Consider the following 19,805-nt stretch of genomic DNA (forward strand, 5'->3'; position numbering starts at 1 on the left):
GCGCCAGCGATCCCTGGCGGGATTTCTGGGTCACGGCGCGCGTCAGGGCCCGGGCATCCTCGAGGATGCCCTGTTCACGTGTACACTGGCGTCATGTCGTCCCCTCGAGCCCCGGGCGGCGGCCCGCCGAGCCCGCCCGACGCTCCCGGCGAGCGCTCGGCGCCCTCGCCCGCTGCCCCCGTGCGCGTCGGCCCGGTCGTGCCGGACGCGCTGTCGCTCATCGGCGGCACGCCGCTCGTCCGCCTCGCCCGGATCTCGCCCGAGGGGGGCGGCGTCATCTACGGCAAGCTCGAGTCGATGAACCCGGGCGGCAGCGTCAAGGACAGGGCCGCGCTCGGCATGGTGCTCTGCGCCGAGCGCGAGGGGGTCCTCGGGGAGGGGTCGACCATCGTCGAGGCGACGAGCGGCAACACCGGGATCAGCCTCGCGATGATCGCCGCCGTGCGCGGCTACCGCTGCGTGGTGGTCATGCCCGAGGACATGAGCGTCGAGCGCCGGCACATCCTCCGCGCGTACGGCGCCGAGATCGTCCTCACGCCCGAGGGCCAGGGCATGGCCGGCGCCGTCGCCCGCGCGGTCGAGATCTGCCAGGCGACCCCCGGCGCCTGGATGAGCCAGCAGTTCCAGAACCCGGCGAACCCCGGCGCGCACGCGCGCGCCACGGGCCTCGAGATCCTCGAGCAGACCGGCGGCGACATCGCGGCGTTCGTCGCCGGCGTGGGCACCGGCGGCACCCTGACCGGCTGCGGGCGCGTGCTCCGGGATCGGCTCGGCAGCGCGGTCCGCATCTGCGCCGTCGAGCCGGCGAAGAGCGCCGTGCTCTCGGGCCGAGGCCCCGGCGCCCACGGCATCCAGGGCCTCGGCCCCGGCTTCGTGCCGGCGATCCTCGAGCGCTCGCTGATCGACGAGATCCTCACCGTGACCGAGGCGGCCGCGTCCCGCATGGGGCGGCGGCTCGCCCGCGAGGAGGGCCTCCTCGTCGGGCCGAGCTCGGGCGCCAACGTCCACGCCGCCGTGGAGATCGCGCGCAAGGTGCACGGCACGATCGTGACCGTCCTGCCCGACTCGGGGGAGCGCTACCTGCTCTGAGCCACGCCCGGCGCCGGCGCGCGCTGCGCGCCCGCGAGGCCCGCCCCCGCGGACGAGGAGCCCAGGCCAGAATCGGCGACGGCGCGGCGGCTCGCCGCCGCCGAGGCGCGCGCCGCCGCGGCGTGGGCGACGCCGTGGAGGACCTTGTCGACCATCGGCTCGTGCAGCGCGAGCAGCCGCCCCGGCGCGACGCCGAGCACCACGGTGAGCGCCACCGTCGCCAGCAAGAACGCCCGCTCGCGGAACAGGAGCGCCTCCACCGAGGCGCCCTGCAGGTGGCGCCGCAGCGGGCCGAGGAAGGCGCGCTGGAACGCGCGGAACAGCGTGATCCCGTTGAGCGCCGCCGCCGTCAGCGCCAGCACCGAGAGCACGGGGTGGACGTGCAAAATGCCGTGCAGCAGCAGGTCCTCGCTCACGAACGAGAGCGCCCCCGGCATCCCGATCGCCGCGCACGCGAGCAGGAAGAAGAAGGCGGCCATGCGCGGCGTCCGGGCCACGAGGCCGCCGAGCGCCCGCGTGTCGGCCGTGCCGGCGCGCGCCTCCAGCGCTCCGATGACCATCCCGAGCCCGGTGAGCGCGATCGACGAGGCGACGCTCTGGAGGAGCGCGCCGCTCACGCTCTCCCGGCTCAGCGAGGCGAGCCCGAGGAGCACGAGCCCCTTCTGGCTCGCCACGAGGTAGCCGAGCATCCGGCGCAGATCGGTCTGGACGAGCGCGAGCACGGCGCCGTGCAGGGCGCTGACCAGGCCGAGGACGGCGAGGATGGGCATGCCCTCGGCGCAGCCCGCGGGCAGGAGCGCCGCCCCGACGCGCAGGAGCACGCAGACGCCGACCTGCATCTCGGCGAGCAGGACGGTGACGCCGAGCGGCCCGCGCTCGAGCAGCACGGGCAGCCAGCCGTGGAACGGCACGGCGGCCATGCGCATCAGCACGGCGATCCCGACGAGCGCGAAGAGCGGCGACTGCCACGCCTCGGGGACGCCGGCGAGGGCGATCTCCTCGATGTCGAACGGCAGGGCTGCGCCGCGGCGCGCGGCGAGCGCGGCCATCGCGCCGATCGCGAGGGCGAGCGGCGCCGTGCCGCCGAGCAGGAAGATGCGGCAGGTGCGCCGGAGGAGCGGGTCCAGGGCGCCGCCCTTCCTGGCGATCAGGCGCTCGATCGGCACGAGCGCGGCGATCCACGCCGCCGCGAGCACCGCGAGGTCGAGCGCGCAGAAGACGCCGAGGATGGCGCTCCCGGTGGCGAGCAGCGCGGTGGCGGCCGGCCGGTCGACCGCGGCGCGCGGGCCCGCGGCGACCAGGGCGAGCAGGACGAAGCCGAGCAGCGGGAGCAGGGCGATGGTGTAGCCGTCGACGCCGAGCCGGAGGCGCGCGCCGACGAGCGGCAGGGCGGGCCCCCCGGCGGCGAGCGCGACGCCGGCCCGCGAGAGCGCGAGCGGCGCGAGCGAGAGGAGCAGGGTGAGCGCCGCGCCGACGACGGCCGCGCGGCGCGCGCCCTCGTCGCTGCGCGCCCGGGAGGCGAAGATCGCCGCGACCGCCGGCGTGAGGACGAGCGCCCCGAGGAGCGGAAAGGCGCTCACGTCCGCGCCCCCTTCCGGTCGCTCGCGGCGGGCTCGAAGGCCATCGCGCGCTCGGGCGCGTCGGGCGCGTGCGCGTCCGGCTCCCCCGGCTCGACGGCGGCGCGCTCGGGCCAGCCGCTCAGCGCCGCCACCCACCGCCGCTCGAGCCGGTCGAGCACGCGCCCGACGCGCATCAGCGGCGCGGCGACGAGCCGCTCCTGCAGCGCCTCGAGGTGGAAGCGATCGAGCGCGAGCCAGTACGCGCGCCGCACGAGCGCCGCCGGCAGCGCGCGGGCGGCGAGCCCGAGGGGCGGCAGCGGCTCGCCGGCGTGCGCGGCCCGGATCTCCTGCGCGTCGCGGAGCGCCGACGGGGCGCGCAGCATCTGGAGGCAGCGCAGGCACGCGTGCGCAAACAGGTGGACGAGCGCGAGCCAGTAGAGCCCGAGCCCGATCTCCACGAACATGAGCCCCACCTGCGTCATCGTCGCGTGCGCCAGGGCGCTCTTCACGTCGGCCTGCACGCGCCCCACCGTCGTGCCGTAGACGGCCGTCGCCGCCCCGACGCAGGCGATCACCGCGCTCGCGGCCGGCGAGCGCTGGAGCAGCGGGGCCACGCGCAGCATCAGGTACACCCCCGCGTGCACCGAGATCGCGCCGTAGAAGAGCGCGCTCGACGGCGTCGGCCCCTCCATGGCCCGCGGCAGCCAGCTCCCCAGCGGGAACTGCGCGCTCTTGCCCATGGCGGCGAGGAACAAGCACAGCGCGAGCGCCGTGGCCGCGCCGGGGCCGAGCGACGCCGCGGCCCCGGGCCAGGGGGCGCCGCCGAACACCTCGCCCCACTGCGAGGAGTGGGCGAGATCGTGCATGAGCACCGCGCCCCCGAGCAGCCCGACGTCGCAGAGCCGGTAGGTGATGTAGACGCGCACCGCGGCCCGCGGCGGCGCCTCGCGCTCGTGGAAGAAGGCCACGAGCAGCACGCTCGTCGCGCCGACGAGCTCCCAGCCGGCGAAGAGCAGATCGACGGTGCCCGCCGACACGAGCCCGAGCATGCCCGTCGAGAACAGCGCAAGGAGCAGGAAGAACCGCGCGAACCCCGGCTCGCGGTGCAGGTACGCCACCGAGAACCGGCCGACCGTGAGCGCGATCAGCGAGACGAGCACCATCATCGTCGCCGACAGCCGATCGACGAGCAGGACGAGCTCGAACGCGTAGCTCCTGGTCGCGAACCAGTGGCCGAGCTTCACCGGGACGAACGCGTAGGGCGCCGCGACGGCCGAGCCCCAGATCGCCAGCGACGCCGCGAGCGAGACCGAGAGCGCGGACAGCACGGCGCGCGAGACGACGCGCTCGCTCGGCGTGCGGAGGAGCAGCAGGTAGGCCCCGAGCGCGGCGAAGGCCGCCGCCGGGGAGAGCACAGCGAGCGCGGCGAGCTCGCCGAGCAGCACGTCAGACAGCATGGTGGGCGACCTCGCGTGGCCGCGTGGACGCGGCGCGGATGAGCGCAGGCGGGACGAAGCCGGACCGCCCGGCGTACCAGTCGGCGGAGCGCTGGACCTCGGGCAAAGGGTCGTCCGGGGGCGAGAACGGCGCGAAGCCGTCCCCCGTGAAATGGGCGATCCGGCGCGTGTCCGGATCGACGCAGGCGAGCTGGATCCAGCCGTTGCAGATGAGCTCGCGGAGGGCCGGCTGCCGCGCGCAGAGCGCGGCGGCCGTCTCCGTGCTCGCCTCCACGACGACGAGCAGGCGCACCGGCTCGTGGATCTCGATCATCTGCTTCGGCAGCCCGGTGCGCAGGTCGCTCAGCGATCCCTCCATGACCCCGAGCAGCGAGACCAGGTTGTGCGGCAGCTTGGTGCCGGCGCCATAACGGCGGTTGTCGACGCAGGAGAAGTAGTACTCGAGGTTGATCCCCGCTCCGACCGGGCCGACCGCGAGCAGGATGCGCTCGAGGATCGCGCCGCTCGGGTCCTGGGTCGGGTCGTACGAGACGAGGAACGCCCTGCGATCCAGGAACAGCCCGCGGGTGAGCGCGCGGCGGCCGACCACGCAGACGGCGTTGGTCACGTGCCCGAGCTCGGGCCGGGCCTCGCTGAGGTCGGCGGCGCGCGACTCGACGTGCGCGAGCGCCCGCGCGGGGCCGCCCTCGGCCGGCGCCGACGCGAAGCGACGGCAGCGCTCGTGCGCGTGCAGCGCGCGCGCCGCGTCCAGGGCGCCGGAGAGCGCCGCGAGCTCGGCGCGGTGCGACGCCGGCGCGAGGTGCTGGTCGTAGAGGACGATCTCGTCCGTCGTCGTGTTGTTCATGCCGCCGACGAAGAAGGTCCCGTCCGGGATGTCGATCCCCCGGCCGCGGAGCAGGGCGCGGACCTCGGGGTCGTTCGCCATGGACGCGAACAGCCGCGCGTTCGGGCCGCCGTGACGGCCGCCGCAGGCGCCGCAGTCGTACGCCGACTGGTGCGGGTTGTTCACGCTGGTCGATCCGTGGCCGAGCACCGCCACGATCGGCGCGAAGCCGCGGGTGAGCCCCATGTTCTCCAGCGTGACGGCCACCCGGGCCGCCTTCTCGGCGGCGGTGAACGGCCGCCCCGCGCCGGCCGCGGCGGCGCCGGCCGCCGCGGAGCCCTCGTCGTGCGGGCTGAGGAGCCGCGTCGGCACGGCCGGGAGCAGGCGCCGCTCGAGCGCGCGGCGCAGCCGCGCCGTCGCCCGAGGGAACAGGATGCGTCCGACGAGCGGGATCGTGGAGAGCAGGCCGAGGGTCGGCGTGAGGAGCACGCCGCGCGCCAGGGTGCGCGAGCCGCGCCCGAGCGTGTGCAGGAGCCGCGCCCAGCGCCTGCGGCGGGCCTGCCGGCGGCGGCCCGCCTCCTCCTCGTGCGGCCGCTCGACGATCTCGTGCGCCGGCTCCACCCCGACCGGGCAGAGGCTCGCGTGGCCGGCGTCGTCGAGCCCGCGGTAGCGGATCGGCACGCCGAAGAACCCGGCCACGCCGAGGGTCTCGTGCCGCGGAGAGAGCTCCTCGAAATGGCGCCGGAGCCCCTCGCAGCGATCGTCGATGCAGAAGGCGACCTGGAAGCGGGGCTCCTTCACCGCGCGCTCCTCCTCCGGGCGGCGCAGGCTCACGGCGATCCCGTGCAGCGCCTCGACCCGGTGGTGATGCTCGTAGGCCTCGTGCAGGACGCGGCGCCGCGCGATCGCGTCGAACGCCTCGAGCGCCGACAGCGCCCAGACGCGATCCGCCACGGGCAGCGGCGCGATCTCGGCGGCCGACAGGCCGGCGAGCTGCGCGAGCTGAAACAGGCGGAACGGCCGATCGTGGTCGGGCGAGCAGGGCGGCGGCGCCGGCGGCCGCGCGGTGCGCCGGGCGTGCTCGACGAGCCCGGCGAGGGGCCCCGCGTACCCGAGCCGCCGGCGCGCGACGTCGCGCAGCGCGTACCGGGCGAGGGTCAGGCGGACGGCGAGGTACTCGACCAGCGACGCGGGCGGCGATCCCGCGGGCCGATCGCTCGGGGTGTGCTCGAGGCGGTGGATCATGCCGGCCCAGCCCGGGAGCTCGAGCAGCACGCGGGTCACGTATCCCTCCCAGCGATCCTCGGGCACCCCGAGCTCGTCGAGGGCGCGGACCGCGATCGCGGGCGGCGGGAGCCCTGCCGCGTCGAGCTGGCGGAGCTCCTCGTCGAGCCCCCGGAAGGCCGGGGCAGCGAGCCGCGCGCCCTCGAGCGCCATGTCGCGGAAGCAGCGCCACAGCCCCTGCGCTCGATCGGGCATCGCCCAGTGCGCGACGCCCTCGTCGAGGTAAGCGGCGAGGAGCCGGATCAGGAGCGGATCGACGAGCTCGGCCGGATCCTCGCCGGCCAGCGCGAGCAGCAGATCGCGGTGCGACCGGCCTTCGCCGACGCGGTCGACGAGCGGCGGCTCCGCGGGCGGGGCGGGCGGCAGCTGCACGGCGCGGCACGCGTCCCAGAGCGCGAGCGCGGCGCGCGACTCCGGATCGAGGCCGCCCTGGTCGCGGAGGCGCGCCGCGGCCTCGGAGCGCGCCTCGAGCCAGCGCTCCGTGCTCTCCAGGATGCGCCAGCGCCGCTCGGCGGGGACGTCGGCCCGGAGCCGCCGCGTCTCTCCCGCCTCGGCGATGCGCCACGCGAGGCCCGCCGCGGTCTCCGCCTCGATCGGATAGCGCAGCGCGATCCGCTCGATCTCGTGCCGGGACAGCGGGCCTCGCCGCTCGTCCGGGAGCGCGGCGAAGCGCGCGGCGAGCGCCGCCTCGAGGTCCTCGCCGTCGATCCGCCCCGAGGCGATGTGCGCGCGATAATCCGTCTCCGAGAGGTACGGCTCGGCCTCGAAGATGGCGCTCGCCGCGGCGAGCGCGTCGTGGAACGGCAGGTGCTGGAAGGCGTGCAGCGTGTTGTGGTGGACGAACACGCCGATGGGCCCCTGCGCTGGCAGGAAGTGCCCGGCGTGCTCGACCACGTCGCAGAGGCGCGCCTGTCGCGCGGCGCTCGCGCGGAGATCCTGAGAGAGCTCGCTGTCCATGGCGATCCCGGAGATAAGGTGGTTCCTGGGGCGTCACCCGCGATGCGCGGCCGCGGCGGCCGTGCATCGCCTCGGCTCAGCGCTGGGCGACGGGGCTGATGATGGTCCTCTTCCTCGCCGAGAGCGGATGGGACGACAGCTGAAAGTGATCGCCGAGGCCCGAGAGGGTCAATGTCCGCCCGTCTCGCTTCATCACGGCCTCCAGCTCGTGCAGGTTGGACATGACCGTGTGATCGACGAGGCGGGCCTCGGCGAAGTCGATCTCGATGCTGGAGGCGCTCGCGTGGCTCGCGAGCTTCCGCTGGATGCTGAGATAGTTGCTGAAGACCGCTGCGTGCTTGACGCGCAGCACGACGCGCCCTCCCTCGGCGCGCTCCTCCACGTCCGGCCGGAAGAGGACGCGCAGCGGCGCGCCGTTGATCACGTGGATGAGCATCTTCACGACGACGCCGGCCGCGACCCCGACGAGCAGATCGGAGGCGATGCAGAACGCGGCCGTGGTGCCGAAGATGATGAGCTGCTCCCTGCCGATGCGGAGCGTCCTCACGAACTCCTTGGGGGACGCGAGGCGGGTGCCCGTGAACGTGAGCATGGCGGCGAGCGCGGCGAGGGGGATCCGGTGGATCAGCCCCGGCGCGAAGGCGACGAAGAGCAGGAGGAAGGTGCCGTGGAAGAAGTTCGACAGGCGGCTCTTCGCGCCGTAGCCGATGTTGGCGGAGCTGCGGACGATCTCGGAGATCATCGGCAGCCCGCCGAGCAGGCCCGCGATGAGGTTGCCGACGCCCGTGGCGAGCAGGTCCCGGTCGAGATCGGAGCGGCGCTTCGCGGGATCGAGCGAATCGACGGCCTTCGCCGAGAGCAGCGACTCGATGCTGCCCACCAGCGAGAACATCACGATGTATTTGATCGACGCGGGCGTGCCGACGTGGCTGAAGTCGGGGAAGACGATCGCCTGGAGGAGGTTGCCCGGCAGGTTGACCAGAAAATTCGGCCCGATCGCGTACGTCGTGTGGGTCGCCGCGAGCGTGTAGGTGTGCTCGTGCTCGAGATCGAAGAGGTACGCGAGCGGCACGGACAGCGCCAGCACCAGCATCGGCGCAGGGATCTTCTGCAGAAAGCGCGAGCTCTTGGCGATCGCCGGATAGCCGAAGAGGATGATCAGCGAGAGGACGCCGATCAGGGCGATCTCGGGGTTCAGCCGGGACAGGCTGCGCGGGATCTCCAGGATCAGGTGGAACGGCTCTTTCGCCGCGGGCGTGACGCCGACGAGCGTGTGGATCTGTTTCGAGCAGATGATGATCCCGATGGCCGCCAGCATGCCGTGCACCACCGAGACGGGGAAGAAGTCGCCGAGCTTGCCGGCGCGCGCCAGCGCGAAGGCGATCTGTGTCAGCGCGGCGACAGCGATGCACGCGAGCGCGCGGCGGTAGCCGACCGCGTTGTCGCCGCCGCCGAGCTCCTGCACGGCGCCCAGGGCGATGACGATGAGGCCCGCCGCCGGTCCCTTGATGGTCAGCGGCGCGCTTCCGAGCCAGGTGGCGACCATCCCGCCGACGACGGCGGTGAGCACGCCGGCGATGGGCGGGAACCCGCTCGCCATGGCGATGCCGAGGCAGAGCGGCAGGGCGATCAGGAAGACGAGGAAGCCTGAGACGAGGTCGTTCTTCCACGAGGCGGACGCGGGCGCCTGCGCCGGCGCGCCTGAAGAAATCATCGGGTTGGACATGGGGTGGTCGGGCCTCGGAGACGCGGGCACCCTGTGGGCCCGCTGTTCGTCAGAACACGCCCCAGGACGGGACCACTCGCCCCCAGGTTCCCGACGGGGGTGACGATTTCATGCGATGTGCAGGAACCTGCGCGGGGGCCCGTTCCGTCCTAGGGGGCGTCGATGTACAGCGCTCCCCTGCTCGAGGCGCCGCTGCTCGCCCCGCCGTGGCGCGAGCGGCGGGCTCTTCCCCGCCGTCCATTCCACGCTAGAGTTCCGGGCCTCGACGCTCCAGGCGCTCGAACGGCCCTCATGACCGAATCGCGACCCCTCCTCGGCGAATCGCGCGCGCAGTTCGAGTCGGCCGTGCGCCCGGTGCTCCCGCGCCTCTACCGATTTTGCATTTCCCTCTGCGGCGCCCGGGATCAGGCGGACGATCTGTTCCAGAATGCGTTGCTCAAGGCGTACCTGAACGCGGCGTCGTTCGAGGGGCGCGCGGATCTCGGGGTGTGGCTCTGCGGGATCGCTCGGCACGAGTACCTGGAGGCCTACCGGACCGAGGCGCGGCGCCGCGGCCTGCTCGAGCGGCTCGTCGACGTCTGCACCGACGCGCTCGGCATCCTGCCTCGCGCCGATGCTTCGAGCCCGGAGGCGGCCGCGATCCTGAGCCAGGACACGGAGGTGCTCCTCGCGTGCCTTCAGGAGCTGCCCGAGGAATTCCGCACCGTGGTGGTGCTGTGCGACATCGAGGAGCTCGGTTATGACAGTGTGGCCGAGCTCCTCGGAATCCCCAAGGGGACGGCGAAGAGCCGCCACGCCCGAGGGCGCGCGCGGCTGCGCGATGCATACGAGCGCGTGGCGGCGCAACTCGTCGTCGCGGCGCGAGAGGGGTCGACGTGAGCGGACAGGACCACGATGTGCCTCCGATTCCGCAGGATCTCGCGGCGAGCATGCGGGCGCTGCGCGCGATGGGCCCTTCCGAGGCGCTCGTCGAGCGCGCGCTCGGCAAGCTCCCCGAGCGGCCGGAGCGCCCGGGGGCGGAGGGCGGCAAGCGATCGCAGCGGGCGCGGAGCCCCTGGCGATGGGGAGCGATCATCGCCGCGCCGGCGCTCGCCGCGCTGGCGGCCGCCGTCGTTCTGGCGGGCGGCGGGGGCGGCGTGAGCTCTCCCGCGATCGAGCGCTCCGAGGAGCGCGCCGTCGCGTTGCCGGACGACGGTCACGCGTGGATGCACCTCGATCTGTGGACGCACCGCCACGCCGAGGAGCCGGCGGTGGTTCACCTCGAGGTCCCGGAGCACGTGCGTGTGCGGCTGCCCGACGGCGAGGGCGGGGCGCTGGAGGAGCACTGCCAGCAGGAGCGCTGCTCGCATCGGCTCACGCGCTACCGCGGCGACGCGCCGCTCAGCGTGGCCGTCGCCCAGCCGGGCCGTTACGAGATCCACGTCCGTCACGAGTCGAACGAGGCGCGCGTGCGGGAGCGCTTCGTGCTGACCGCGGTGCGTGACTGAGCCCGGGCGCGCCCGAGAGCCTGCTCGCGCAGGCTCCGCGCCGACGGGGTTGAGCTCGACGGCTTGTGGGAGCGTGTTTGTGCGGCCGCCGTGCGAACGCCGCCCGACCGCGCGACCGCCGCCCGACCGCGCGCGACCGCCGCCCGACCGGGGTTGAGCTCGACGCCAACGGCCGCCGCCCGACCGGCGGCGGCCGCCGCCGCCCGACCGGGGTTGGGCTCGACGCCCATGGCCGCCGCCCGACCGGGGTTGCGCTGCCGCCCGACCGGGGTTGAGCTCGCCCCCGCCCGACCGAGGTTGAGCTCGACGCCGCGCTCAGGTCCGCTGCTCGCCGCGCTTGGCCTCGTCCCAGTAGCCGTCGAGCTCTTCCAGCGTCAGGGTGTCGTCCGACGCCTTGGCGGGCCAGCCGCCGTGCCGCTCGATGACCCGCCGCTCGACGTGCTCGAAGCGCCGGGTGAACTTGTCGATCGTGCGGCGCAGCGCCCCCTCCGCGTCGACGCCGGCGTGGCGCGCCAGGTTCCCGAGCGCGAAGAGCACGTCGCCGAGCTCCTCCTCGATGGCGGCGGGGTCGCCGCTTTCGAAGGCCCGATCCAGCTCTCCGAGCTCCTCCTCGACCTTCGCGCGCGAGCCCCGCGCGTCGGGCCAGTCGAAGCCGACGCGCGCGACCTTCTCGCCGACCCGCTGCGCCCGGGTCAGCGCCGGCAAGCTGCGGGGAACGCCGCCGAGCACCCCGCGATCCTTGCCCTGCCGGGCCCGCTCCGCCGCCTTGATGCGCTCCCAGTTCTGAAGCACCTCGTCCGCGTTCTCGGCGCTCTCGTCCGCGAACACGTGGGGGTGGCGCCGCACGAGCTTCTCGCAGATCGCGGCGACCACATCGTCGGGGCCGAACGCCCCCTCGGTCCGGGCGAGCTCGGCCTGGAAGACGACCTGGAGCAGGAGATCCCCGAGCTCGGCGCACAGCTCCTTGCGGTCGCCGCCATCGATGGCATCGATGACCTCGCAGGCCTCCTCGAGCACGTAGCGCCGCAGCGTCGCGAAGCTCTGCTCGCGATCCCACGGGCATCCATCGGGCGCAAGGAGCCGCTGCATCAGCTCGACGAGGCGCGGAAACGTACGGCCGGCTTGCTCCGGAAGCGGCGGCGCCTCCACAGGATCGAAGGGGCGAGGCATGCAGTGCTACTAGCGCAAACCGCCCCCGCCGCGAAAGAGCAGGCGAAGCGATGCTACGCAATGCGTCATTGTGGATTCGCGGGCGGTGCCGTGAGAAAAGTACAGACGTCGTCGAGGTTTCGGCGGCGAGGACGACCATGAAGAGCGCAGGCTATGTGGTGCTGTTCACGATCGCCGGGTGCTCGCAGGGGGTGTGTCGGAGTGTCGGGAGCGCTCTGGGCCCGGCGCCGAGTCCGGCCGCCTCTGCGGTGGGGACCGTGGGGGTGCCGACGGAGGAGCCGACCGTGGTTGAGGTCCAGGCGGCCGACGGGGGGGAGAGGGAAGCGGTTGACGAGCAGATTGCCCCGTTGCGCAAGGGTGGGCGCCACCTCATCGCAGAGCCCCCCAACGACGCGGAAGAGGCCGCTTACATCATGTGGATCGCAGCGGCGGGGGTCGCCGCCCAGAGCCGGCAGCCACCTCCGGCGGCCCCACCCGGGTTCGCGCTGCGGGCGGTCCCCGGGCGCGACCTCTGGGTGCTGTCCGAGGACGACTCGCGCCGTCGGGGCGCGGCCGCGGTGGTGCTGCGCACAGGAGCAGCAGCGCCGCTCATCGTGGAGGCGCCGCACACCTTCTTCGACCAGGGGACGCTGCCCATCGCGCTCGCCATCTTCGAGGCGCAGCGAGCGCGGGCGCTGATCGTCAACACGTCGCACCGGTACGGCGGCGGCCCTAAGCCAAGCAACGCCGTCGGAGACGACGAAGGCGAAGGAACGGGCGGCGCCAGCGCGGATGAGGCGGCCGCCGAAACGCAGGCAACGGGGGACGGCGCTCGGACGGCGGGCAGCGGGCGGGCCGGGTCCGGCGCCACGGGCGCGGGCGGCGGCGATGGCGTCCAGGGCGCAGGCGGCGGCGCGCGGGGGGACATCGTTTCCGCCCGCGGACGGCCGGCTGCGACGCTTGCCTTCGCAGACGTGGCGCATGCCGAGCGCTCGTTTTTCCTGTCGGCCCACCGGGCGCTGCTCCAGAGCTTCCCCGGCGTGCCGGCGGTGCAACTGCACGGTTTTCAGGACAGCTCGGCGCCAGACGCCGCCGCCATCGCAAGCGCCGTGGGGCACGGCGCCAACCTTGAGCGGCTGCTCGCCCCGTTGCGGGCGGTCGTCAGTGACGGGAAGGTCCTCGCCTACCCCGCCGACATCAAGAAGCTCGGCGGTGCCACCAACGTGCAGGCTCGGTGGTCGCGCCAGATGGGCGCGCCATTCTACCACCTCGAGCTGTCGCGAGCGTTGCGCGACAAGCTGCTCACGGACGAGGATTTGCGGCGCCGCTTCGCGGCGGCCTTCGCGGGCCTCGTGGCCGGAAAAGGCCAGGAGGAGACCCGACCCGGGTTGTCGCCGTAATGGTCTTCCGCTGATCGGGTCATTGGTTTCCAACCTGGGTTGGGTTCGCGAGTTCAACCTGGGCCGGGTTGGTAGCTGCTTGGGTCCACAGTCATATCGCGGAAACGGCGCCCGTCACGCTGGCGCCGTGAAACGTATACATCCACCACGTTCCTGCAGGGAATAAAACGCTGCGTACGCCTGCGCGCCATCGCTCGAGCGCCGCGCGGTATGACGCGCGAAATGCCCGCACAGCTGCACCTGCCATTCGCCATGCATCGCCCTGCTCACGACCGACCGCAAAAGTAGGATTGCGTTCGCGTAGCGCTTCGAAGCTTGTAGCACGTACGTAAGGGGAAATCTTACGGGCTCGCTCCGCCCCCAGAAACTTACGGCCAAGCTGCTGCATCTGCGCATGAGCTTGCGCCTCCTGCTGCTTGAGCTCGGCGGCGACCTGTTGACGAAAGCCCTCCGCATCGTGCTCGATCGCCGGCGGCAACGAGAGCGGAAGCGTCACTTCCTCGGGCCAATGCGGGTTTTCCGGATCGAGATACGCGGAGGGGCGCGTCGCGCTCAGCACGCCTCGGCCGATCTCGTCCACCTCCACCTTGGCGCCCGGCCACTCACGCGCATGCCGTACGAGGCCAGCAGCCACCGGATTGGCGAGGATGTAGGCGATCTTCTCCACCACCGCCGCGGGCGTCAGCAGCCGCACCACGCTCGGGGCCTCGTGGTCCCACACTGGTCCTTCCCATGCGCGGATCACCTTCGTCCCGAGCGCGACGATGCGATGATAGAACTGCAGGAAGCGTGGTAATACGCCCGTCACGTCGGTCACGATCAAGTGTAGATGCGTCGACATTGCGCAGAGCGCATGGACCTGGACGCCGTAACGGCGGGCGCAGATCGCTAGGGCATAGATCAGAAGCTGATTGATGACCGCATCAGGTCGGAGGAGCAGGTGCCGACGCACGATGCGACGGGTGATCAGATACGTCGCGCCAGGAGCGATCTCGCGAGGCTGGCTCATGGTCATCGCACAAAACAAACGTCGTGCCAGGATCGTGATGAATGATTTCGATGAGTTACTACCCTCTCAGGGGTGGCGGCCGCGTTCCGCGGGTGGCGGCCGCCAGGTCCCGCGGTGACCTCGCGGTGACCTCAACCTGGGTCGCGTCTCCAACCTCAACGTGGGTCACCGCCGCCGGTGACCTCAACCTGGGTCGCGTCTCCAACCTCAACGTGGGTCGGATCGCTGGTCGCTCAACCCCGGTCCGAGGTCCCCGCAACCCGGGTCGGGTCACTGCGCCAACCCAATCCGCCAACCCAACCCGGGTCGGGTCGCCGCCAACCCGGGTCGGGTCGCCGCGGGTCAAGGTCCCCGCAACCCGGGTCGGGTCACTGGGCCCCGCAACCCGGGTCAGGTCGCGCCTCACCCACGCTCCACGACGGCCGGCCGTTGAGCTCCTCGACGTCGGTTCCGACCATCCTCGTGTAGCCGCGGCTCATCTCCTCCAGCTCCTCGCCGCTCAGCACGTCCTCGATCCGCGCAAAACCCGCGGGCGCCCGCTGCTCCACCAGCGCGATGACCCGCTCGGCGCCCATCGCCCGGTTCGCGAGGACGAGCGCGCTCGTGGGTGGCCGGCGCGCGGCCTCATACGCGGACAGCGCCGCTTCCGGATCGCTCGCCCGGGCGAGGTGCCAGGCCAGCACGCGCGCGTCGAGGATCGCCTGGGAAGCCCCGTTGGAGCCGACCGGGAACATCGGATGAGCGGCGTCGCCGAGCAGGGTGACCCGGCCAGCGCCCCACCACGGCAGCGGGTCGCGATCGACCATCGGATACTCGAACAGGACCGGCGCCGCGGCGATGAGCGCCGGGACGTCGAGCCAAGAGAAGCGCCACGCGGCGAAATGGGGCAGCACGTCCTCCAGGCGACCTCGCCGGTCCCAGCTCGCGGGCGCGACGGTCGCCCCCTCATGCAAGCGCACCTCCGCCACCCAGTTGACCGCGGCCCGGCCGCGGAGCTCCGCGCCACGCGAGATCGGATATGCGACGAACTTTGCGGCCCGGTTGCTGCCCGCCATGATCATGCTGCGCCCCGTGAGGAACGGCTCGACCTCGGTCACGCCCCGCCACATGTGAATGCCGTTCCACCGCGGCGGCCCCTCCGCCGGGTGGAGCTGCGCGCGGACCGCCGAGTGAATGCCGTCCGCCCCGACGAGCACGTCCGCGGAGACCACCTCGAGCTCGCCGCTCCGCCGATCCCGCAGCGAGACCCGCACCTCCGCCCCCGTCTGCTCGAACCGCTCGACCGCGAGCCCGGTCCGCACGCCGGCGCTCCCGAGCCGCTGCCGCGCCGCCGCGAGCAGGGTCGCCTGGAGCTCGCCGCGGTGGATCGAGATCTGAGGCCAGCGATACCCGGCGGCAATGCCCCGCGGCTGGGCCCAGATCCGGCCGCCGAACCGATCGTAATGCACCAGCTCGGCCGTGGGGATCCCCGTCGCCGCCAGCGCGTCCGCGAGGCCCAGCTCGGCCAGCTCTCGCACCGCATGCGGGAGCAGGTTGATGCCGACGCCCAGCGGCTTGATCTCGCGCGCTGCCTCGACGACGAACGCCTCCACGCCGGCCGATTGCAGGCTCAATGCCGCCGTCAGACCGCCGATCCCGCCGCCGGCAATCAAGACACGCATGGCGCCACGGTCGCACGCCGCGAAGGACGCGGCAAGCGCGCTCGCGGGGGCAGCGACGGCGGGGCCGAACGCGGGTAAGATCCTCGAACGAGGTTGAAGCCATGAGATTGCTTGTCTCGATCGACGCTTGGGGTGCGAGGTTGCTCTCGGTGCTGGCGATCGCGCCCGCCCTGAGCTGCGGCGGCGACGTCACGGCCGAAGAGGGCTCTGGCGGCAGCGGTGGAACAGGCTCGAACGCGAGCACGGCGAGCGCGAGCACGGGGGAGGGCCCGGCCGCGAGCTCTGGCGCGGGCCCCGCGGGGAGCACGGGAAGCGCGCCGCCGGGAGGGTTCCCGTTCGCGTGCGACGATCCCGAGCCCATCCTCGTCGCAGGCCAGAACACCGGGTACGTGCGCTGTGCCGGCGGCTGGATGCACCGCGCCGAGGTCATCACCTGCCCGACCCCGCTCCCGCGCCCCGAGGCGTGCAAGGACACGGGCGGCGGCGCGAGCAGCTGCTCCTCGGACGCCGACTGCACCGAGCAGCCGCACGGCTTCTGCAGCCCCGGCCTCGGAGGCGAGGCGCCCCCAGGGTGCTTCTGCCACTACGGATGCACGACCGATGCCGAATGCAACGAGGGGCAGATCTGCCTGTGCGGCGATCCCGTCGGGCAGTGCGTGCAGGCGCGGTGCACCAGCGATCAGGACTGCGGCAGGGTGCTCTGCTCCAGCTACGTCCTCAACCCGGGTTGCGGCGGGACCGGCTTCGCCTGCCAGACGGCCACCGACGAGTGCGCCGGGGACGGCGACTGCCCGGGGGACCAGCAGTGCACGCTCACGGCGCTGCGCCACGCCTGCGCGGAGCCGCTCTGCGTGATCGGCCGGCCATTCCTCGTGGCCGGGGTCGAGCGCACCGCCGAGCCCGCCGCGCGCGACGACTGGGCCGCCTCGCCGGGAGCGCCGCCTCGCCGCGACACGCTTTCGGCCGAGCAGCAGGCGGCGCTCGCCGAGCACTGGACCCGCGTCGCCCTCCTCGAGCACGCGTCGATCGCCGCGTTCGCCCGCTTCACGCTCCAGCTCCTCTCGCTCGGCGCCCCGCCGGAGCTCGTCGGCGCGGCCCAGGCGGCCATGGGCGACGAGGCCGAGCACGCGCGCCTGTGCTTCGCCCTCGCCAGCGCGTTCGCCGGACGCGGCGTCGGCCCCGGGCCCCTCGCCATCGACGGCGCCCTCGGCGGCGAAGGCGCCCGCGAGATCCTCGTGACCACCCTCCGCGAGGGGTGCATCGGCGAGACCATCGCCGCGATCGAGGCGGCAGAAGCCGCCCTCCACGCGACCGATCCCGCGGTCCGGCGCGCCCTCGAGACGATCGCCGAGGACGAGACGCGGCACGCCGAGCTCGCCTTCCGGTTCGCCGCCTGGGCCATCGAGCGCGACCCCTCCCTGGCGAGCGCGGTCGCCGACGAGCTCGCCGCCGCCGCCGCGGAGCCGGCCCCCGCAACCCCGGACGACGCCGCGCGCAGCGGCCTGCTCGGCTTCGGCGTGCTGTCGCCGGCGCACCGGCGGACGCTCCGGGAGCGCGCGCTCGCCCAGGTCGTCGCGCCGTGCGCGCGGGCGCTGCTCGCGCGCGGCGGCGAGCGCAGCGGCCCGCGCCCCGCGGCCGGCGGTCAGCGCGACGAGACCGAGAGCTTGGCGACGAACAGCTGACCGTCCTCTTCCTCGACCTTGCAGTTCAGGAGCGCGAAGTCGGCGCTGGAGGTGCCCGCCAGGTAGACGTCCGTCCCGGAGATCGCGAGCGCCTGGACCCGCTGGAGCCCGGGGCCGCCGAGCGCGCCGAGCCACTCGGTCTCGCCGCCGGAGGCCCCGAGCCGCGCGAGGAAGATGTCCCCCTCGCTGGCGTCCCCGGCAACCTCGGCGTCGTCGGTCATCAGCTGCTGCCGGAAGTGCCCGGCCACGATCACCCGCCCGAACGCGTCGACCCCGACGACCTGCGCCGACTGATCCCCGCTGCCGCCGAGGTGCTTGGCCCACGTGGCGACGCCCCGCCGGTCGAGGTGCGCGGCGAAGCCGTCCTCCTCCGTGGCGACGAGCTCGCCGGCGAGATCGATCTGCCCGTCGAACGAGCCGGCCAGGATGACGCCGGCGCCGTTCACCGCGATGGCGCCGGCGCGCTGGTCCCCGGGGAGGGAAGCGTAGTGTCGGTACCAGAGGCCGGCGCCCTCGGCGCTCGATCCATCGCAGATCCAGGACGCCGGGAACGAGGCGAGGACGGCGTCGGTCCCCTCCGCGACCGCGTCGCCGGGCGGCAGCCCGCGCTCGGAGCCGGGGAATCCGACGTTCACGCGGCCCTCGAAATCGGCGACCACGAAGACCTCCCCGGAGGACACGCGGAGCGCCCGGGGCCGGTAGCGCGCGCCCTGGAGGCCCGAGAAGACACCGATGCACGCGTTCGCGAGGGTCTGTCCATCGTAGCTGGAGAACCCCATGTCCGCCCCGCCCTGGAGCGACGTCAGGACGAAGACGCGATCGCCCTCCGCGGCCACCGCTCTCGCCTCGTCGGGGCCGCGCGACCCGTGCACCACGCACGCCGCGACCCCGCCCGGATCGTGCCTGTCGAGCCGCGCCACGAACGCGTCGCCGGCCCCGCCGTCCGCGGGCGCCGCGCAGTCCGCGCCGAACGACAGGCTGCCCGTGAAGTCGCCCGCGACATAGACGCTGCCCTCGCCGAGGGCGATCGACGTCGCCTGGTGCGTGTGCGTCGCGGCGTCGTTCTCCGCGTTCCCGAAGCGCTCGCTCCAGATGTGATTGCCGTCGTGCGCGAGGTGCGCCACGAAGACGTCCTTGCCGGCGCCCCCCGCCGTGAGCGCGCCGCCGGCGACGGTGAGGTCGCCCTTGAAGCCGCCCGCCAGCCACAAGGTGCCGTCGCTGTCGGCCACGAGCCCGCCGAGCGTGGTGTCGGCGTCGCCGAACGACGTCACCCACTGGCACGTGTAGCCGGGCTCGCTGAACGTCCCGCCCCCGACGCCCTGCTCGGAGATCGCCTGGATGCCGGCGATCTCCGCGCAGCCCGCGCCGCCCGCCGCGAGGAGGGCGCTCGCCAGCCAGCGCCGCGCACGCCGTTCGAGCGTCATCAGAACACCCCGAGGACAGCGCCGCCGAGGACGCCCGGCGCGATCTGCACGCCCGCGCTCGCGCGCGGGCCGTCCGGGGGCAGCGTCAGCCAGAGGACGGCCGTGCCGGCGAGCGCCGCGCCCGCGGCGATGAAGGAGAAATCGGAGACGGTCGCGTACGACATCGCCCTGCTGGCCAGATCGGGCACCGGCTGCGCGCAGTCCAGGTAACGCTCCGCGTTCCTGCACGCCGTCCCGGCGCTGTTCTCGACCTTGTCCCACGTGGAGATCGCCAGGCCCCCGAAGGTGCTCCCGAGCGCGATGCCCGCGAGCGCGAGCCCGCCCGTCACCCACATCAGGTTCCGGTGGATCGGATCCGGCCTCGGGCCGTACGGCGTCGGCCGGCGCCGCTCCAGGTCGGCGGCAGCGGGCGCCGGCGCGGCCGCGCGCGGATCGAGCGCCGTGATGCGGACCTCGACGATCTCGCCCGGCTGCCGCGCCTCGACCTCGCGCGAGAACGCCTGCCGGCCGGACGCGGTCGCGGTGACCCGGTGCTTCCCCGGCTCGACGGGGCGGGCCACCCCGACCCCCCGCGCCGCCGCGCCGTCGAGCGCCACCTCGAGCCCCGGCAGCGCCTTCACCTCGTCGGACACGAGGATCGCGAGCTTCGGGAGCCTCTGCGCGATCGCCGCCGCGCGCTCGCGCGCCTCGGCGTCCTGCTTCGCGTCGCCGCCCGCCGCCTCGACGTCGGCGTAGAGCGCCCACGCGCTGGCGAGGCGGCCGGTGCGCTCGTGGCACCGCGCCAGCTCGAGCTTCGTCTCGGTCGACGGGCGCAGCCGCTCGCTCTCCTCGAGCTTCGGACAGGCCGCGTCCGGCCGGTCGCTCGCCAGCAGCTCCTGCGCCTCCCGGCGCAGCGCGTCGGCCCGCGCGCGCTCCGCGATGGTCGGCTCGGCCCAGGCCGGGGCCGCCACCGCCGACGCGGCCAGCGCCGCGAGGAGCCCGAGCGGGGCGCGGCCGAGGCCCCGCCGCGCCGCGCGCCCCGCGCCGCCGGCGCAGCGGCGGGGTCCTCTGCAGATCTCTTCAGGCATCGAGTCCCCTGGGCGGCCGGCGAGCAGCACC

The 19,805-nt window shown here is 73.8% G+C and carries 14 protein-coding genes; 5 read left to right on the forward strand and 9 right to left on the reverse strand.

What is annotated here, in order from left to right; translation table 11 throughout:
* Positions 1-198: 198 nt before the first annotated feature.
* A complete protein-coding gene (cysK, locus tag WMF26_RS28455) occupies positions 199-1,089 on the forward strand; it encodes a cysteine synthase A (RefSeq protein ID WP_438002456.1) in 891 nt (296 codons plus the stop codon).
* Here the strand turns inward: cysK and WMF26_RS28460 are convergent.
* The 4 genes from WMF26_RS28460 to WMF26_RS28475 form a co-directional block, all read right to left on the reverse strand.
* A complete protein-coding gene (locus WMF26_RS28460; protein ID WP_437995237.1) occupies positions 1,077-2,669 on the reverse strand; it encodes a complex I subunit 4 family protein in 1,593 nt (530 codons plus the stop codon). The two genes, cysK and WMF26_RS28460, sit on opposite strands and share 13 nt — an antisense overlap.
* Positions 2,666-4,105: a proton-conducting transporter transmembrane domain-containing protein gene (locus tag WMF26_RS28465; RefSeq protein WP_437995238.1), complete on the reverse strand. Its 1,440-nt coding sequence runs from the start codon at positions 4,103-4,105 to the stop codon at positions 2,666-2,668. Before WMF26_RS28465 ends, WMF26_RS28460 begins: the two co-directional genes overlap by 4 nt.
* Positions 4,095-7,169, reverse strand: a complete 3,075-nt coding sequence (locus WMF26_RS28470; RefSeq protein WP_437995239.1) for a YbcC family protein — start codon at positions 7,167-7,169, stop codon at positions 4,095-4,097. The genes WMF26_RS28465 and WMF26_RS28470 overlap by 11 nt, the downstream gene beginning before the upstream one ends.
* Positions 7,170-7,245: 76 nt before the next feature.
* On the reverse strand, positions 7,246-8,895 hold the full coding sequence (locus WMF26_RS28475; protein WP_437995240.1) for a SulP family inorganic anion transporter: 1,650 nt from the start codon (positions 8,893-8,895) through the stop codon (positions 7,246-7,248).
* Positions 8,896-9,057: 162 nt separating this feature from the next.
* On the opposite strand from WMF26_RS28475, the gene WMF26_RS28480 reads away from it, so the two are divergent.
* Entirely contained in the window at positions 9,058-9,774 is a 717-nt protein-coding gene (locus tag WMF26_RS28480) for an RNA polymerase sigma factor (RefSeq protein WP_437995241.1), read from the forward strand.
* 17 nt (positions 9,775-9,791) lie between these two features.
* Positions 9,792-10,382 (forward strand): hypothetical protein, encoded by a 591-nt coding sequence (locus WMF26_RS28485; protein WP_437995242.1) that lies wholly within the window; start codon positions 9,792-9,794, stop codon positions 10,380-10,382.
* Positions 10,383-10,697: 315 nt separating this feature from the next.
* Here the strand turns inward: WMF26_RS28485 and mazG are convergent, their stop codons facing one another.
* Positions 10,698-11,552: a nucleoside triphosphate pyrophosphohydrolase gene (gene mazG / locus WMF26_RS28490; RefSeq protein WP_437995243.1), complete on the reverse strand. Its 855-nt coding sequence runs from the start codon at positions 11,550-11,552 to the stop codon at positions 10,698-10,700.
* A gap of 284 nt (positions 11,553-11,836) precedes the next feature.
* On the opposite strand from mazG, the gene WMF26_RS28495 reads away from it, so the two are divergent.
* Entirely contained in the window at positions 11,837-12,931 is a 1,095-nt protein-coding gene (locus WMF26_RS28495; protein ID WP_437995244.1) for a hypothetical protein, read from the forward strand.
* 91 nt (positions 12,932-13,022) lie between these two features.
* Here the strand turns inward: WMF26_RS28495 and WMF26_RS28500 are convergent, their stop codons facing one another.
* Complete coding sequence (locus tag WMF26_RS28500) at positions 13,023-13,940, reverse strand: transposase (RefSeq protein ID WP_438002457.1); 918 nt, start codon at positions 13,938-13,940, stop codon at positions 13,023-13,025.
* Between the two features lie 368 nt (positions 13,941-14,308).
* Positions 14,309-15,601 carry a flavin-dependent oxidoreductase gene (locus tag WMF26_RS28505; RefSeq protein WP_437995245.1) on the reverse strand — a complete coding sequence of 431 codons (1,293 nt, stop codon included), beginning with the start codon at positions 15,599-15,601 and terminating at the stop codon, positions 14,309-14,311.
* Between the two features lie 101 nt (positions 15,602-15,702).
* Between WMF26_RS28505 and WMF26_RS28510 the strand changes: the two genes are divergently transcribed.
* On the forward strand, positions 15,703-17,283 hold the full coding sequence (locus WMF26_RS28510) for a ferritin-like domain-containing protein (RefSeq protein ID WP_437995246.1): 1,581 nt from the start codon (positions 15,703-15,705) through the stop codon (positions 17,281-17,283).
* On the opposite strand, the gene WMF26_RS28515 is transcribed toward WMF26_RS28510, so the two are convergent.
* Positions 17,244-18,707 (reverse strand): hypothetical protein, encoded by a 1,464-nt coding sequence (locus tag WMF26_RS28515; protein ID WP_437995247.1) that lies wholly within the window; start codon positions 18,705-18,707, stop codon positions 17,244-17,246. The two genes, WMF26_RS28510 and WMF26_RS28515, sit on opposite strands and share 40 nt — an antisense overlap.
* Positions 18,707-19,774: a hypothetical protein gene (locus WMF26_RS28520; protein ID WP_437995248.1), complete on the reverse strand. Its 1,068-nt coding sequence runs from the start codon at positions 19,772-19,774 to the stop codon at positions 18,707-18,709. The genes WMF26_RS28515 and WMF26_RS28520 overlap by 1 nt, the downstream gene beginning before the upstream one ends.
* Between the last annotated feature and the right edge of the window lie 31 nt (positions 19,775-19,805).

The organism is Sorangium sp. So ce185, from assembly GCF_051526825.1.
In the GTDB taxonomy this organism is placed as follows: Bacteria; Myxococcota_A; Polyangia; order Polyangiales; family Polyangiaceae; genus Sorangium; species Sorangium cellulosum_D.